Consider the following 13,408-nt stretch of genomic DNA (forward strand, 5'->3'; position numbering starts at 1 on the left):
CCGCCCCCTGCGCCCCGCCGCACGTCCCGATGACGGTTTGTCATCCGGTCGTTCGATCGAGGAGAGTTTTTGTGGGTGACGTTCTTGTGCAAGACCTGTCGGGCATCTGGATCCCGCTGGTCACGCCGTTCTCGGGCGATGCGGTCGACCTCCCTGCCCTGCGGCGCCTGGTGGCGCACCTGGCAGCGGGCGGCATCGCCGGCTTCGTGGTGTGCGGCAGCACCGGCGAAGCCGCGCTGCTGAGCGACGCCGAGCAGCGCGAGGTGCTGCAGGCGGTGCTCGACGTGCAGACCGGCCTGCCGGTCCTGATGGGCGTGGCTGGCAGCGCGCCGAAGCCGGTGCGCGACGAGCTGCTGCGCTGGGCCGAATGGCCGGTGGCCGGCTTCCTGGTGCCGCCGCCGCTCTACGTGAAGCCGCCGCAGTCGGGCGTGGTCGACTTCTTCGCGACGCTGGCCGACGCGTCACCGAAGCCGATCGTGCTGTACGACATCCCCTCGCGCACCGGCACGCGCATCGCGCGCGAGACCTCGCTGGCGCTGGCGGCGCACCCGCGCGTGATCGGCATCAAGGACTGCGGCGGTGATTTCACCGACACGCAGGCGCTGATCGACGACGGCCGGCTGCAGGTGCTGGCAGGCGACGACGCCAACCTCTTCGCCACGCTGTGCGCGGGGGGGCATGGCGCCATCGCCGCCTCGGCCCACGTGCGGCCGGATCTGTTCGTGCGCCTGTGCCAGGAAGTGCAGCGCGGCGACCTGCCCGCCGCGCGCGTTACGTGGCGCGGCCTGTCGCCGTGGATCGACGCGGCGTTCTGCGAGCCCAACCCGGCGCCGGCCAAGGCGGCGCTGGCGCTGGCGGGGCTGCTGAACGACGAGCTGCGCGCGCCGATGGCCTCGGTGTCGCCGCCTACGAAGGCGGGCATCGCCGACATCGTCACGGCCCTGCAGAAGGCTGGCTGACCGCCCGGGTCGACGAGCGCACCACCAGCGTCGGCATCAGCACCCGCGTCGACGGCGCGAGCTGCGGATGCTGCAGGTGGTCGATGAAGAGGCCCGCGGCCTGCAGGCTCATCTGGTCGACCGCGACGCGCACGGTGGTCAGCGGCGGGTCGATCAAGTCGACCAGCGGCATGTCGTTGTGGCCGACCAGCGAGATGTCGCCCGGCACCGCCAGGCCGTGGCGCCGCAGCACGTCGAGCGCGCCGAGCGCGATGAGGTCGTTGGCCGCGAAGATCGCGGTGGGCCGCGTGCGGGCCTTCAGCAGCTGCTCGGTGGCCGCCTGCCCGGCGCTGCGGGTGAAGGCTTCGGCCTCCACCACCGGGCTCGGCTTCACGCCGACCGAGCGTGCCAGCTCGACAAAGGCCGTCTTGCGGGCACGGCCGGTGGACGATGCGGACGGCCCGGCGATGTGCGCGATCGACCGGTGCCCCAGCGCGACGAGGTGCTCCAGCGCCAGCCGCACGCCTTCGCGGTCGTCGCTGACCACGCTGGAGAAGTGGCGGTCGCCGCTGCCGCGGTTGACCAGCACCGTCGGCAGCCGCCGCTGCCGCGCCACCTCCAGCATCGGGTCGTCGCTCTCGGCCGCCAGGATCAGCAGGCCGCTCACCTGCCGGTTGGCCAGCGCCAGCACCAGGTCGCGGCGCTCGGCGGGGTCGGTCGGCGTCTGCACGACCAGGCACAGCAGGTCGTGCAGGCGCAGCGCCTTCTCCACGCCCTGCACGATGGGACCGAACAGCGGGTTGCCAAGGTCGGGCACCACGATCGCGGCGATGTTGGTCTGCTTGGTGCGCAGCGAGGCGGCCACCGCGTTCGGCTGGTAGCCCAGTTCGGCGGCGATGCGCTCGATCTCCGCGCGCTTGTCGGGCGACACCTTGCCGCTGACGCCGCGCAGCGCCCGCGACACCGTGCCGGGGTGCACGCCCGCGGCCTTGGCGATGTCGTCGATGGTCACGGCCGTGCGCTGGGGAACGGGAGAGAGCGGCATGGGAGAGATCCGGGCAGGCAAATGGCTACGTCGCAGGCAAACGGTTGCCTGGATTCTGTCCGAAAGCGCCATGCCACCGGCCCGCAGCCGCCGCACAAAAAAAGTGATGCCTGGGGCACGCCCCGCTTGATCTTTCAAAAAGCGTTGACTACATTGAAGGCAATCGATTGCCTTTTATTGCCTTCGAATTGCCCTTCTTGCCCTGACTGCGGAGCCCGACATGAAAAAGCCCCTGCCCTCCAACGACCCGGCGGCCCTGCTCGCCGCGGTGCTCGACGCCAACGAAGGAACCGCCGACCCGCGGCTCAAGCAGGTGATGGCCGCCGCCATCCGGCACCTGCACGCCTTTGCGCTCGAGGTCGACCTGAAGCCGCACGAGCTGCAGGTCGGGCTCGACTTCCTGGTCGAGGTCGGCAAGGCGACCGGGCCGCGCAAGCACGAGGGCATCCTGCTGGCCGACATCCTCGGCCTGGCCACGCTGGTGCAGTTGCGCAGCGCGCGCCACGCGGTGGAGGCCGGCGGCACCGAGCCGGCGCTGGTCGGCCCCTTCTGGCGCGCCAACCAACCGGTGCGCGCCAACGGCGCCACCATCTGTGCACCGTCGACGCCCGGGCCGCGGCTGCAGGTCAGCGGCCGCGTCACCGGCCTCGACGGCCAGCCGCTCGCCGGCGCGCGCGTCGAGACCTGGCAGGCCTCGCCCGAAGGCATGTACGAGAACCAGGACCCGGCCCAGGTGCCGATGAACCTGCGCGGCCGCTTCGAGACGGACGCCGAGGGCCGCTTCTCCTTCATCAGCGTGCGCCCCGCCGGCTACCCGGTGCCCACCGACGGCCCGTGCGGCGCGTTGCTGGCGGCTCAGCACCGCAAGGTGATGCGGCCGGCGCACCTGCACTTCATCGCCGCGGCCGAGGGCTACAAGGTGCTGGCCACACAGTTCTTCGACATCGAGGACCCGAACGCCTACGAGGACGTGGTGTTCGGCGCCGTGGGCTCGCTGCTGCGCCGGTTCGAGCCCGACGGCGAGGGCGGCTACCGGATCGACGTGGAGCTGCGGCTCGAGCCGGGCGAAACGCAGCTGCCGCACTGCCCGCTGCCCTGACCGCCACCCGCAAGACGAGCACCCCGAGGAGACATCCGATGAACGAAAGAAGCTTCGCGCCGCGCGACCGCCTGGACGGCGAGGTCGCGGTGATCACCGGCGGGCAGGGCGCGATCGGCCTGGCCACCGCGCACCGGCTGGCCACGCTGGGCGCCCGCGTGGTGCTGCTGCAGCGCAGCGCCGCGGCAGGCGACGTGCTCGGCGCGCTGCCCGGCAGCGGCCACTTCGCGCTGGCCGCGTCGGTGACCGACAGCGCCAGCCTGGCCGCCGCGGCCGAAGAGATCGCGGCCCGCACCGGCGGCGCCAGCATCCTGGTCAACAGCGCCGGCTTCACGAAGCCGGTGTCCGCGGCCGACCTCGATGCGTTGAGCGATGCGCTGATCGACGACGTGTTCGCCGTCACCTGGCGCGGCACGTTCGCGTCGATCCGCGCCTTCGCGCCGCAGATGAAGGCGCGCGGCGATGCGCTCGTCGTCAACGTCTCCTCGATCGCCGCCTTCACCGGCCTGGGCAGCAACCTGGCCTACGCCGCCGCCAAGGCCGCGGTCGATGCGACCACCCGCGCGCTGGCCAAGACGCTGGGGCCCGCCATCCGCGTGCTGGCGGTGTCGCCCGGCGTGGTCGACACGCCCTTCGTCAGCGGCCGTGACGCCGAGTTCAACCAGCGCGTCGGCGCCACGCTGCCGCTGCGGCGCGTGGGCGTGGCCGACGACGTGGCCGCCGCCGTCACCGCCTGCGCCACCTCGCTGCGCTATGCCACCGGCAGCATCTTCGTCGTCGACGGCGGCCGCCATCTCGGCTGAAACCACGCCCCTTGCGGACACCACCATGGACCAACCCACCATCCTCACCTGCGCCGTCACCGGCAACCTGACGCGCCCCGAGCAGACGCCCCACCTGCCCGTCACGCCCAACGAGATCGCCGAGCAGAGCCTGGCCGCCGCCGAAGCCGGCGCCGCGGCCGTGCACATCCACGTGCGCGACCCGGCCACCGGAGCGCCGTCGATGGCGCTCGACTTGTATGGACAAGTGATCGAGCAGATCCGCCGCCACGACCGGCAGGTCATCGTCAACCTCACCACCGGCCCGGGCGGCCGCTTCGTGCCCGACGCCGACAACCCCCGCGTGGCCGGCCCCGGCACCACGCTGCTGCCGCCCGAGCAGCGCGTGGCGCACATCGCCGAGTTCCGCCCCGACATCTGCTCGCTCGACCTGAACACGATGAACTCCGGCGACCAGGTCGTCATCAACACGCCGCGCAACGTCGCGCGCATGGCCCAGGTGATCCGCGACGCCGGCTGCACGCCCGAGCTCGAGTGCTTCGACAGCGGCGACCTGGTGCTGGCGCGCAAGCTCATCGACGACGGTGTCCTGCAGGGCCCGGGCCTTTACACGCTGGTGCTGGGCGTGCGCTATGCGCTGCCGTTCTCACCGGAAGCCATCGCCTTCGCCCGCACGCTGCTGCCGGCCGGCGCGCAGTGGTCGGCCTTCGCGATCGGCCGCCACGCCTTCCCGGCGGTGGCACAGGCCTTCCTGATGGGCGGCAACGTGCGCATCGGCCTCGAAGACACGATCTACCTCGACCGCGGCGTGCTCGCGCGCAGCAACGCCGAGCTCGTGCGCAAGGCGCGGCGCATCGTCGAAGACCTCGGCGGCCGGCTCGCCACCGCGGCCGAGGCCCGCAGCACCTGGCGGCTGCGCCCGGCCGTGCATTGACTCCCTGTTCATCCCTGCAACCGAAAGCCATCACCATGACCCTCGACACCCGCGGACGCAAGCTCGTCCTCACCGCCAAGGCCGCCGACGCCGCCGCCATCGCCCCGCAGATCGCGGCCACCGAACTGCCCGAAGCGCCCCCCGGCCACGCCGTGGTACAGGTGCGCGCCGCGGCGGTGAACCCCAGCGACGTGAAGGCCTCGCTGGGCATGATGCCGCACGCCGTGTGGCCCCGCACCCCGGGGCGCGACTTCGCCGGCATCGTCGTCGCCGGCCCTGCCGACTGGCGCGGCGTGGAGGTCTGGGGCACCGGCGGCGACCTCGGCATGACGCGCGACGGCACCCACGCCACCTACCTGGTGCTGCCGGTGGCGGCGCTGGCGCGCAAGCCGGCCAGCGTGGGCGTGGCCGCGGCCGCCACGGTCGGCGTGCCCTTCATCACCGCCCACGAAGGCCTGCGCCGCGCAGGCCTGCGGGGCGACGGCCAGCGGGTGCTGGTGCTCGGCGCCAACGGCAAGGTGGGCCAGGCGGCGATCCAGCTCGCCACCCGCGCCGGCGCCCGGGTGGTGGGCGTGGACCGCGGTGCCGACCGCTACCGTGGGCACGCCAGCACCGACGTCACGTTCTTCAGCGCCGAAGAGCCGGCGCTGGCCGACAAGCTGCAGGCGGCCTTCGACGGCCACGGCGCCGACATCGCCTACAACACCGTGGGCTCGCCCTACTTCGCCACGGCGCTCGACGCATTGGCCATTGGCGGCACGCAGGTGCTGATCTCGACGATCGAACGCAGCGTGCCCTTCGACATCCTGGCCTTCTACCGCCGCAACCTGCAGATGCTGGGCGTCGACACGCTGAAGCTCGACGCGGTGCACTGCGCCGGCGTGCTCAACGGCCTGCTGCCGGGCTTCGACGACGGTTCGTTGAAGGCCTTCGACGTCGACGACACGAAGCTGCTGGCGCTGGAAGCGGCCGGCGATGCCTACCGCCAGGTGCTCGCCGGCTCGATGGAACGCATCGTCCTCGCCCCCTGAAAGGCCGCGCCATGCACCTCGTACGTTCCAGCGAAGCGCCGCGCTACGACGCGCCCGGGCATTCGGGCATGGCGATGCGCCGGCTGCAGGGCCGCGAGGCCGGGCCGAGCGACAGCGTGTGGCTCGGGCTGTCGGTGATCGATCCCGGCGGCGGCACCACGCTCGGCGCGTCGCCGGCCGAGAAGTTCTACGTCGTGCTGTCGGGCCGGCTGCAGGTGTTCGCGCAGCAGGTCACGCAGGACGGCGTGCAGGAAGCCAGCGCAGTGCTCGGCACCTTCGACAGCTGCCGCATCGCCCCGAACGAAGCGCGCCGCCTGCACAACCCCGGCGACGAACCCTGCACCGTGATGCTGGTGATGGCGAATACCTGAACCGCCGCCGGACAGGCCCACTTTTTCGAGGACGAAGGCAATCGATTGCCTCGCTCGAGCCCTTGGAGGATGACCGTGAACCACAGGAGACAACCCATGCTGAACCGCCGCACCCTGCTGCTCGCCGCCGCCAGCGCAGGCGCCTTCGCCACCGCTATGGCGCCGATCGCGTCGCAGGCTCAACCGACCACCGCCGCAGAGAACGTCACGATCGTCGTGCCCTTCACCGCGGGCTCGGGCACCGACGTGATCGCGCGCCTCATCGCCGACCACCTGGCGAAGGCGCTGGGCCGCACCGTCATCGTCGACAACCGGGCCGGCGCCGGCGGCACGCTCGGCGCGGCGCAGGTGGCCGCGGCGGCGCCCGACGGACTGACGCTGCTCGTGCACTCGGCCGGCCATGTCGCCAACGCCGCGCTCTACCCGAAGCTGAAGTACGACACGCTGAAGGACTTCGCCCCGGTGGCGCTGCTGGCCACGCTGCCCAACGTGCTGGTGGTGTCGCCGAACAGCAAGCTGGCCACGGTGGCCGACCTCGTGAAGCAGGCGCAGGCCCAGCCCGGCAAGATGAGCTACGCCTCGGCCGGCAACGGCAGCGCCACCCACATCAACGCCGAGAAGTTCCGCATCGCCGCGAAGCTGCAGGCGATGCACGTGCCCTACCGCGGCACGCCGCCGGCGCTGATGGACGTGGTGGGCGGCCAGGTCGACTGGTTCTTTGCGCCGCTGGTCAGTGCCATGCCGTTGATCCAGGACGGCAAGCTCGTGCCGCTGGCGGTGGGCTCTGCCAACCGGTCGCCCGCGCTGCCGAAGGTGCCGACCACGCTGGAGGCCGGCTATCCGGGATCCGACTACGCGTTCTGGGTCGGCCTGTTCGCCCCCGCGCGCACGCCGCCGGAACTGGTGGGCAAGCTCTCGGCCGCCACGGCCAGGATCCTGCAGATGCCCGAGGTCGTCGCCGCGATGGGCAAGCTGGGCGCGGAACCCGGCACGCTGACACAGCCGCAGTTCGCCGAGCAGGTGGCGCAGGAGTTGAAGACGACCGCGGCGCTGATCAAGCAGGCCGGCATCCGGATCGATTGACCACGTCGCGCAACCGGCGACGCCTGCGCGCTCAGCCGCCCGTGACAGGCGGAAAGAAGGCGACTTCGGCGCCGTCGGCCAGCGCGGCCTGGTCGTCCGTGCACATCTGCTGCGCCACCGCGCAGCGCACCGCACAGCCGGGGCCGAGGCGTTCGGCGTGCGCGGGGCTGCGCGCCACCAGCGCCGCGCGCAGGTCGGCGACGCGGCTGCCGGCCGGCAGCGTCACCGCCTCGCCGCTGCCCAGCGCCTCGCGCAGCGAGGCGAAGTAGCGCACCTGGAGCGTGATCGTCGCCATGGCGTCCGGCCCTCAGAGCGACAGCAGCGAGGCCATCGGCAGGAAGGCGACGGTGTCGCCCTTCGCGATGGTCCGCCCCGACGGGTTGTCGACCAGGCCGTCGGCCCAGACCGTCGAGGTCAGCACGCCGGAACCCTGGTTGCTGAAGAGCTCGAGCCCGCCCGCGTCGTTGAAGCGCACGCGCAGGAACTCGCGGCGCTTGTCGGGCCGCGGCCAGTCGAAATCGGCCCGCGCAGCCAGCGCCCGCGGCAGTTCGGCCGGCAGGCCCTGCAGCACGCGCAGCACCGGCCGCACTGCCAGCAGGAAGGTGATGAAGGCCGACACCGGGTTGCCCGGCAGACCGACGAACAAGGCCTCGCCGCCGCCTTGGCGCCGGACGGCGCCGAATGCCAGCGGCTTGCCGGGCTTGATCGCCAGTTGCCAGAGGTCGAGCCGCCCCTCGGCCTGCACCGCGGGCTTGATGTGGTCCTCGTCGCCGACGGAGACACCGCCGCAGGTGACGATCAGGTCGTTGCCCTCGGCCGCTCGGCGCAACGCCTCCCGGGTGGCGTCGAGCCGGTCGGCGACGATGCCCAGGTCCGTCACCTCGCAGCCGGCGGCCTGCAGCAGCGCCCGCAGCGTGAAGCGGTTGGAGTTGTAGATCGCACCGGGCGGCATGCGCTCGGGCGGCACCTCGCCGGGCATCACCAGCTCGTCGCCGGTGGCGAACAGGGCCACGCGGGGACGGCGCAGCACCGTGAGCTGCGCCGCACCCACCGACGCCGCCATGCCCAGCGACTGCGGCAGCAGGCGCTCTCCGCGCGACAGCACCGCCGCGCCTGCGCTCACATCTTCGCCGCGGCGGCGGATCCACGCCCCCGGCGCCGGCACCTCGCGGATGCGCACCGAGCCCAGGCCCTCGCCCGGCACCGCCTCGCAGAACTCCTGCATGACCACCGCGTCGCCCCCGGCCGGGATCTGCGCACCGGTGAAGATGCGCGCCGCCGTGCCCGGCTGCAGCGGCTGGCCGACCACGCCGGCCGGGATGCGCTGGCTCACCGGCAGCACCGCGCCGGCGGCGGGCACGTCGGCCGCCTTCAGCACATAGCCGTCGCGCTCGGTGTTGTCGGCCGGCGGCACGTCGAGCCCGGAAAGCACCTCCTCGGCGAGCACGCGGCCGAGCGCATCGAAGGTCGACAGCGTCTCGGTCTCGGTGATCACCGCGCCGCGGGCACCGTCCGCGAGCAGCCGCAATGCATCGTCCAGCGCCAGCAGGGGCGGTCGTTCAGCCATGGTCTTCGGGCAGGTAGTCGAAACGGGAAGCCGATTGCATCAGCCATTGCGCCACGGCGCCGGGATCGTCGATCGAAAGCACGGGCAGCGACGTGGGGATCGGCGGCTCGGTGTCGGTGGCCAGCGCGACGACGCGCGGGTCCTCCGCGTACAGCGGCGGGCCCTGCTCGGGGGCCGCCGTGCGGCGCACCTCGACCTTGGGCAGGTCGGCGTGCTTGAAGCCTTCCACCAGCACCCAGTCGCACGGCGACAGTTCGGCCAGCAGCGCATGCACGGAAGGCTCGCCCTCCGCCTCGTACTCGCGCAGCAGCGCGAGCCGCCGCTGCGAGGCCAGCAGCACCTCGAAGGCCCCTGCCTCGCGGTGGCGCCAGCTGTCCTTGCCGGGCACGTCGAGATCGAAGCGCTTGTGCGCGTGCTTCAGCACCGACACGCGCAGGCCGGCAGCCTTCAGCGCCGCCAGCACGCCGGTGATCAGCGTGGTCTTGCCGACGTTGGACGGGCCGGCGAAGCCGACGACCCTCATCCCGCGCTCACGCCTTGACGTGCTCGGCGATGTAGGCCTTGACGCCCTGCACGTCGGCCGGCATCACGGTGAAGCGCTTGGGCAGCGCCTCGATGCCTTCCAGGCCCGCCGGACGGTCGGGCTCGCGGTCGAGCGCCTCGCGGATCGTCTCGGCGAACTTGGCGGGCAGCGCGGTCTCGAGCACCAGCGTGGTGGTGCCGGCCAGTGCCTGCTCGCGTGCCACCTTCAGGCCGTCGGCCGTGTGGGTGTCGATCATCACGCCGTAGCGCTGCCAGGTGTCGCGGATGGTCGCCAGCCGATCGGCATGGGTGCTCTTGCCCGAGACGAAGCCGAAGCCGGCGATGCGCTCGAACTCCTCGGGTTTCAACGTGAAGACGCCGCCCTGCTCCACCTCTTCGCCGAACAGGTGCTTCACGCGGTTGCCGTCGCGCTGCATCAGGTCGAAGACGAAGCGCTCGAAGTTGCTGGCCTTGCTGATGTCCATCGACGGGCTGGAGGTCTCGTGCGTCTCGGCGCCCTTGCGCACGCGGTAGGTGCCGGTGCGGAAGAACTCATCGAGCACGTCGTTCTCGTTCGTCGCCAGGATCAGGCGCTCGATCGGCAGGCCCATCATGCGCGCGACATGGCCGGCGCAGATGTTGCCGAAGTTGCCCGAAGGCACCGCAAAGCTCACCCGCTCGGCGTTGGTCTGCGTGGCCTGGAAGTAGCCGGCGAAGTAGTACACCACCTGCGCCAGCAGCCGCGCCCAGTTGATCGAGTTGACGGTGCCGATGCGGTGCGCGCGCTTGAAGGGCAGGTCGTTGCTGACGGCCTTGACGATGTCCTGGCAGTCGTCGAACACGCCTTCGATGGCGATGTTGTGGATGTTCTCGTCCTGCAGGCTGAACATCTGCGCCTGCTGGAACGGGCTCATGCGGCCGTGCGGGCTCAGCATGAACACGCGCACGCCCTGCTTGCCGCGCATCGCGTATTCAGCGGCGCTGCCGGTGTCGCCCGAGGTGGCGCCGAGGATGTTCAGCGTCTCGCCACGGCGCGCCAGTTCGTACTCGAACAGGTTGCCGAGCAGCTGCATCGCCATGTCCTTGAAGGCCAGCGTGGGGCCGTTGGACAGGGCTTCGATCACCAGGCCGGGTTCCAGCGGCTTCAGCGGCACGATGGCGTCGCTGCCGAACACGTCGCGCGTGTAGGTCTTGTGCGCCAGCGCACGCAGGTCGTCGGCCGGGATGTCGTCGATGTACAGCGACAGGATCTCGAACGCCAGCTCCGCATACGGCAGCGTGCGCCAACGGTTCATCGTCGCGTCGTCGATGTGCGGGTAGCGCTCGGGCAGGTAGAGCCCGCCGTCGGGCGCCAGGCCTTCGAGGAGGATCTCGCTGAAGCTGCGGCGGGCGGTCTCGCCGCGGGTGCTGATGTATTTCACGGGCATTGAGAGGCCGTCAGGCCAGTTCTTCCTTGCGCAGCGAGACGATGGGCGCCAGCACGGTGGGCAGCGCCTGCATCTTCGCCAGCGCGTCGCGCATGCGGCCTTCGATGGTCTCGTGCGTGAGGATGATGAGGTCGGTCTGCTGCTCGCCTTCGGCCGATTCGCGCTGCAGCACCGCGTCGATCGAGATGCCGAGGTCGGCCAGGATCGTGGTGATGCGGCTCAGCACGCCGGCCTCGTCGGCCACCACGAGCCGCAGGTAGAACGAGGTACGCACCTGCTCGATCGGCAGGATGGGCGTGTCGGCGAGCGCATCGGGCTGGAAGGCCAGGTGCGGCACGCGGTGGTCGGGGTCGGCCGTGTGCAGGCGGGTGATGTCGACCAGGTCGGCGACCACCGCCGAGGCGGTGGGCTCGCTGCCCGCGCCCTTGCCGTAGTACAGCGTGGTGCCGACGGCATCGCCCTGCACCACCACCGCGTTCATCGCGCCTTCGACGTTGGCGATCAGCCGCTTGGCGGGCACCAGCGTGGGGTGCACGCGCAGCTCGATCCCGCCCTCCTGGCGGCGCGCGATGCCCAGCAGCTTGATGCGGTAGCCGAGCTGCTCGGCATAGCGGATGTCGGCGGCCTGCAGCTTGGTGATGCCCTCGACGTGGGCCTTGTCGAACTGCACCGGCACGCCGAACGCGATGGCGCTCATCAGCGTCGCCTTGTGGGCGGCGTCGACGCCCTCGATGTCGAAGGTGGGGTCGGCCTCGGCATAGCCCAGGCGCTGCGCCTCGGCCAGCACGGTGGCGAAGTCGAGCCCCTTGCTGCGCATCTCGCTCAGGATGAAGTTGGTGGTTCCGTTGATGATCCCGGCGATCCACTCGATGCGGTTGGCCGTCAGGCCTTCGCGCAGCGCCTTGATGATCGGGATGCCGCCGGCCACCGCCGCCTCGAAGCCCACCATCACGCCCTTGGCGCGCGCGGCTTCGAATATCTCGGTGCCGTGCACGGCCAGCAGCGCCTTGTTGGCGGTGACCACGTGCTTGCCGGCCGCGATGGCCTCCAGCACCAGCGCCTTGGCGATGCCGTAGCCGCCGATCAGCTCGACCACGATGTCGATCGCCGGGTTGGCGATGACGGCGCGCGCGTCGGCAACCACCTCGACCCCCTCGCCCACCAGCGACTTGGCCCGGGCGGTATCGAGGTCGGCCACCATCGCGATCTCGATGCCGCGGCCGGCGCGGCGCCGAATCTCTTGCTGGTTGCGGGTCAGCACGTTGTAGGTGCCGCTGCCGACGGTGCCGATGCCGAGGAGGCCGACCTGGATGGGTTTCATGGCGTACGAGTTGCGGTGGGGAAATTCAGAGCGAGTGCCGTTTGCGGTAGTGCTCGAGGAAGCGGGCGATACGGCCGATGGCTTCCTTGAGGTCGTCCGAGTTGGGCAGGAACACGAGCCGGAAGTGGTCCGGCGCGATCCAGTTGAAGCCGGTGCCCTGGACGATCAGCACCTTCTCGTCGGCCAGCAGCTCATAGGCGAACTGCCGGTCGTCCTGGATGGGGTAGAACTTGGGGTCGAGCCGCGGGAACATGTAGAGCGCCGCCTTGGGCTTGACCACGGTCACGCCCGGGATCTGCGTCAGCAGCTCGTAGGCCAGGTCGCGCTGGCGGCCGAGGCGGCCGGTGGGCGCAACGAGGTCCTTGATGCTCTGGTAGCCGCCCAGCGCGGTCTGGATGGCGAGCTGACCCGGCGTGTTGGCGCACAGGCGCATCGAGGCCAGCATGTTCAGCCCCTCGATGTAGTCGCGCGCATGCTTCTTCTCGCCCGACACGACCATCCAGCCCGCGCGGTAGCCGCAGGAGCGGTAGTTCTTCGACAGGCCGTTGTAGGTGATGCAGAGCACGTCTTCGGCCAGCGAGGCGATGCTGGTGTGCGTGTTGCCGTCGTAGAGCGTCTTGTCGTAGATCTCGTCGGCCAGGATGATGAGCTGGTGCTGGCGGGCGACCTCGACGATCTCGCGCAACACGCTGTCGGGGTAAAGCGCGCCGGTCGGGTTGTTCGGGTTGATGACGACGATCGCCTTGGTGTTCGGGGTGACCTTGGCGCGGATGTCGGCGATGTCGGGCATCCAGTCGGACTGCTCGTCGCACAGGTAGTGCACCGGCGTGCCGCCCGACAGCGCCACCGCGGCGGTGTAGAGCGGGTAGTCGGGCGACGGCAGCAGCACTTCGTCGCCGGTGTTGAGCAGCGCGTTGAGGCTCATCGTGATGAGCTCGGAGGCACCGTTGCCGAGGTAGACGTCGTCCACCGTCACGCCGCGGATGTTCTTCTCCTGCGTGTAGTGCACGACCGACTTGCGCGGCGCGAAGAGGCCCTTGCTGTCGGTGTAACCGGCGGCTACCTGGGAAGGCAGGTTGCGGATCATGTCCTGCACGATCTCGTCGGGCGGCTCCAGGCCGAACGCGGCGACGTTGCCGATGTTCAGCTTGATGATCTTGTGGCCCTCTTCCTCCATCTGCCGCGCCTTGTCCAGCACGGGTCCACGGATGTCGTAACAGACGTCGGCGAGCTTGCTGGACTTGGAAATGGGCTTCACAGGGGGATCTCCGAAGAACCGACAATTAGA

General features: G+C 70.9%; 14 protein-coding genes. 7 read left to right on the top strand and 7 right to left on the bottom strand.

Annotation, left to right across the window (positions count from 1 at the left end; translation table 11 throughout):
- Window positions 1–71: 71 nt before the first annotated feature.
- A complete protein-coding gene (gene dapA, locus V4F39_RS19600) occupies window positions 72–959 on the top strand; it encodes a 4-hydroxy-tetrahydrodipicolinate synthase (RefSeq protein WP_332291506.1) in 888 nt (295 codons plus the stop codon).
- Here dapA and V4F39_RS19605 read toward each other — a convergent pair.
- Entirely contained in the window at window positions 934–1,983 is a 1,050-nt protein-coding gene (locus V4F39_RS19605; RefSeq protein ID WP_332291507.1) for a LacI family DNA-binding transcriptional regulator, read from the bottom strand. The two genes, dapA and V4F39_RS19605, sit on opposite strands and share 26 nt — an antisense overlap.
- A gap of 220 nt (window positions 1,984–2,203) precedes the next feature.
- Here V4F39_RS19605 and V4F39_RS19610 point away from each other — a divergent pair, with 220 nt between their 5' ends.
- From V4F39_RS19610 to V4F39_RS19635, 6 genes are all read left to right on the top strand, one after another.
- Complete coding sequence (locus tag V4F39_RS19610; protein WP_332291508.1) at window positions 2,204–3,082, top strand: dioxygenase family protein; 879 nt, start codon at window positions 2,204–2,206, stop codon at window positions 3,080–3,082.
- Window positions 3,083–3,120: 38 nt separating this feature from the next.
- On the top strand, window positions 3,121–3,885 hold the full coding sequence (locus V4F39_RS19615; protein ID WP_332291509.1) for an SDR family NAD(P)-dependent oxidoreductase: 765 nt from the start codon (window positions 3,121–3,123) through the stop codon (window positions 3,883–3,885).
- Between the two features lie 25 nt (window positions 3,886–3,910).
- Window positions 3,911–4,798, top strand: a complete 888-nt coding sequence (locus tag V4F39_RS19620) for a beta-keto acid cleavage family enzyme (RefSeq protein ID WP_332291511.1) — start codon at window positions 3,911–3,913, stop codon at window positions 4,796–4,798.
- Between the two features lie 35 nt (window positions 4,799–4,833).
- A complete protein-coding gene (locus V4F39_RS19625; RefSeq protein WP_332291512.1) occupies window positions 4,834–5,829 on the top strand; it encodes a quinone oxidoreductase family protein in 996 nt (331 codons plus the stop codon).
- Window positions 5,830–5,840: 11 nt separating this feature from the next.
- Window positions 5,841–6,200, top strand: coding sequence for a cupin domain-containing protein (locus V4F39_RS19630; protein WP_332291514.1), 360 nt, complete (start codon window positions 5,841–5,843; stop codon window positions 6,198–6,200).
- Between the two features lie 96 nt (window positions 6,201–6,296).
- Window positions 6,297–7,283, top strand: coding sequence for a tripartite tricarboxylate transporter substrate binding protein (locus V4F39_RS19635; RefSeq protein ID WP_332291516.1), 987 nt, complete (start codon window positions 6,297–6,299; stop codon window positions 7,281–7,283).
- Between the two features lie 31 nt (window positions 7,284–7,314).
- On the opposite strand, the gene V4F39_RS19640 is transcribed toward V4F39_RS19635, so the two are convergent.
- The 6 genes from V4F39_RS19640 to V4F39_RS19665 are packed head-to-tail and all read right to left on the bottom strand — an operon-like array spanning window position 7,315 to window position 13,378.
- Window positions 7,315–7,569, bottom strand: coding sequence for a MoaD/ThiS family protein (locus V4F39_RS19640; RefSeq protein WP_378235009.1), 255 nt, complete (start codon window positions 7,567–7,569; stop codon window positions 7,315–7,317).
- Window positions 7,570–7,590: 21 nt separating this feature from the next.
- Window positions 7,591–8,850 carry a molybdopterin molybdotransferase MoeA gene (locus V4F39_RS19645; RefSeq protein WP_332291518.1) on the bottom strand — a complete coding sequence of 420 codons (1,260 nt, stop codon included), beginning with the start codon at window positions 8,848–8,850 and terminating at the stop codon, window positions 7,591–7,593.
- Window positions 8,843–9,373, bottom strand: a complete 531-nt coding sequence (mobB, locus tag V4F39_RS19650) for a molybdopterin-guanine dinucleotide biosynthesis protein B (RefSeq protein ID WP_332291519.1) — start codon at window positions 9,371–9,373, stop codon at window positions 8,843–8,845. Before mobB ends, V4F39_RS19645 begins: the two co-directional genes overlap by 8 nt.
- A 7-nt stretch (window positions 9,374–9,380) precedes the next feature.
- Window positions 9,381–10,793, bottom strand: coding sequence for a threonine synthase (thrC, locus tag V4F39_RS19655; protein WP_332291587.1), 1,413 nt, complete (start codon window positions 10,791–10,793; stop codon window positions 9,381–9,383).
- A 16-nt stretch (window positions 10,794–10,809) separates the two neighbouring features.
- Window positions 10,810–12,120: a homoserine dehydrogenase gene (locus V4F39_RS19660; protein ID WP_332291520.1), complete on the bottom strand. Its 1,311-nt coding sequence runs from the start codon at window positions 12,118–12,120 to the stop codon at window positions 10,810–10,812.
- A 25-nt stretch (window positions 12,121–12,145) separates the two neighbouring features.
- Window positions 12,146–13,378, bottom strand: a complete 1,233-nt coding sequence (locus tag V4F39_RS19665; protein ID WP_332291522.1) for a pyridoxal phosphate-dependent aminotransferase — start codon at window positions 13,376–13,378, stop codon at window positions 12,146–12,148.
- Between the last annotated feature and the right edge of the window lie 30 nt (window positions 13,379–13,408).

The sequence above is a fragment of the Aquincola agrisoli genome, assembly GCF_036621135.1.
Lineage (GTDB): Bacteria > Pseudomonadota > Gammaproteobacteria > Burkholderiales > Burkholderiaceae_C > Aquincola > Aquincola agrisoli.

Excerpts from the sequence above, each read along its gene's own strand:
- V4F39_RS19630 (WP_332291514.1), top strand. The coding sequence starts at position 5,841 with ATGCACCTCGTACGTTCCAGCGAAGCGCCGCGCTACGACGCGCCCGGG.
- mobB (WP_332291519.1), bottom strand. The coding sequence starts at position 9,373 with ATGAGGGTCGTCGGCTTCGCCGGCCCGTCCAACGTCGGCAAGACCACG.
- V4F39_RS19660 (WP_332291520.1), bottom strand. The coding sequence starts at position 12,120 with ATGAAACCCATCCAGGTCGGCCTCCTCGGCATCGGCACCGTCGGCAGC.
- V4F39_RS19605 (WP_332291507.1), bottom strand. The coding sequence starts at position 1,983 with ATGCCGCTCTCTCCCGTTCCCCAGCGCACGGCCGTGACCATCGACGAC.
- V4F39_RS19645 (WP_332291518.1), bottom strand. The coding sequence starts at position 8,850 with ATGGCTGAACGACCGCCCCTGCTGGCGCTGGACGATGCATTGCGGCTG.
- V4F39_RS19615 (WP_332291509.1), top strand. The coding sequence starts at position 3,121 with ATGAACGAAAGAAGCTTCGCGCCGCGCGACCGCCTGGACGGCGAGGTC.
- V4F39_RS19625 (WP_332291512.1), top strand. The coding sequence starts at position 4,834 with ATGACCCTCGACACCCGCGGACGCAAGCTCGTCCTCACCGCCAAGGCC.
- V4F39_RS19635 (WP_332291516.1), top strand. The coding sequence starts at position 6,297 with ATGCTGAACCGCCGCACCCTGCTGCTCGCCGCCGCCAGCGCAGGCGCC.
- V4F39_RS19610 (WP_332291508.1), top strand. The coding sequence starts at position 2,204 with ATGAAAAAGCCCCTGCCCTCCAACGACCCGGCGGCCCTGCTCGCCGCG.
- V4F39_RS19620 (WP_332291511.1), top strand. The coding sequence starts at position 3,911 with ATGGACCAACCCACCATCCTCACCTGCGCCGTCACCGGCAACCTGACG.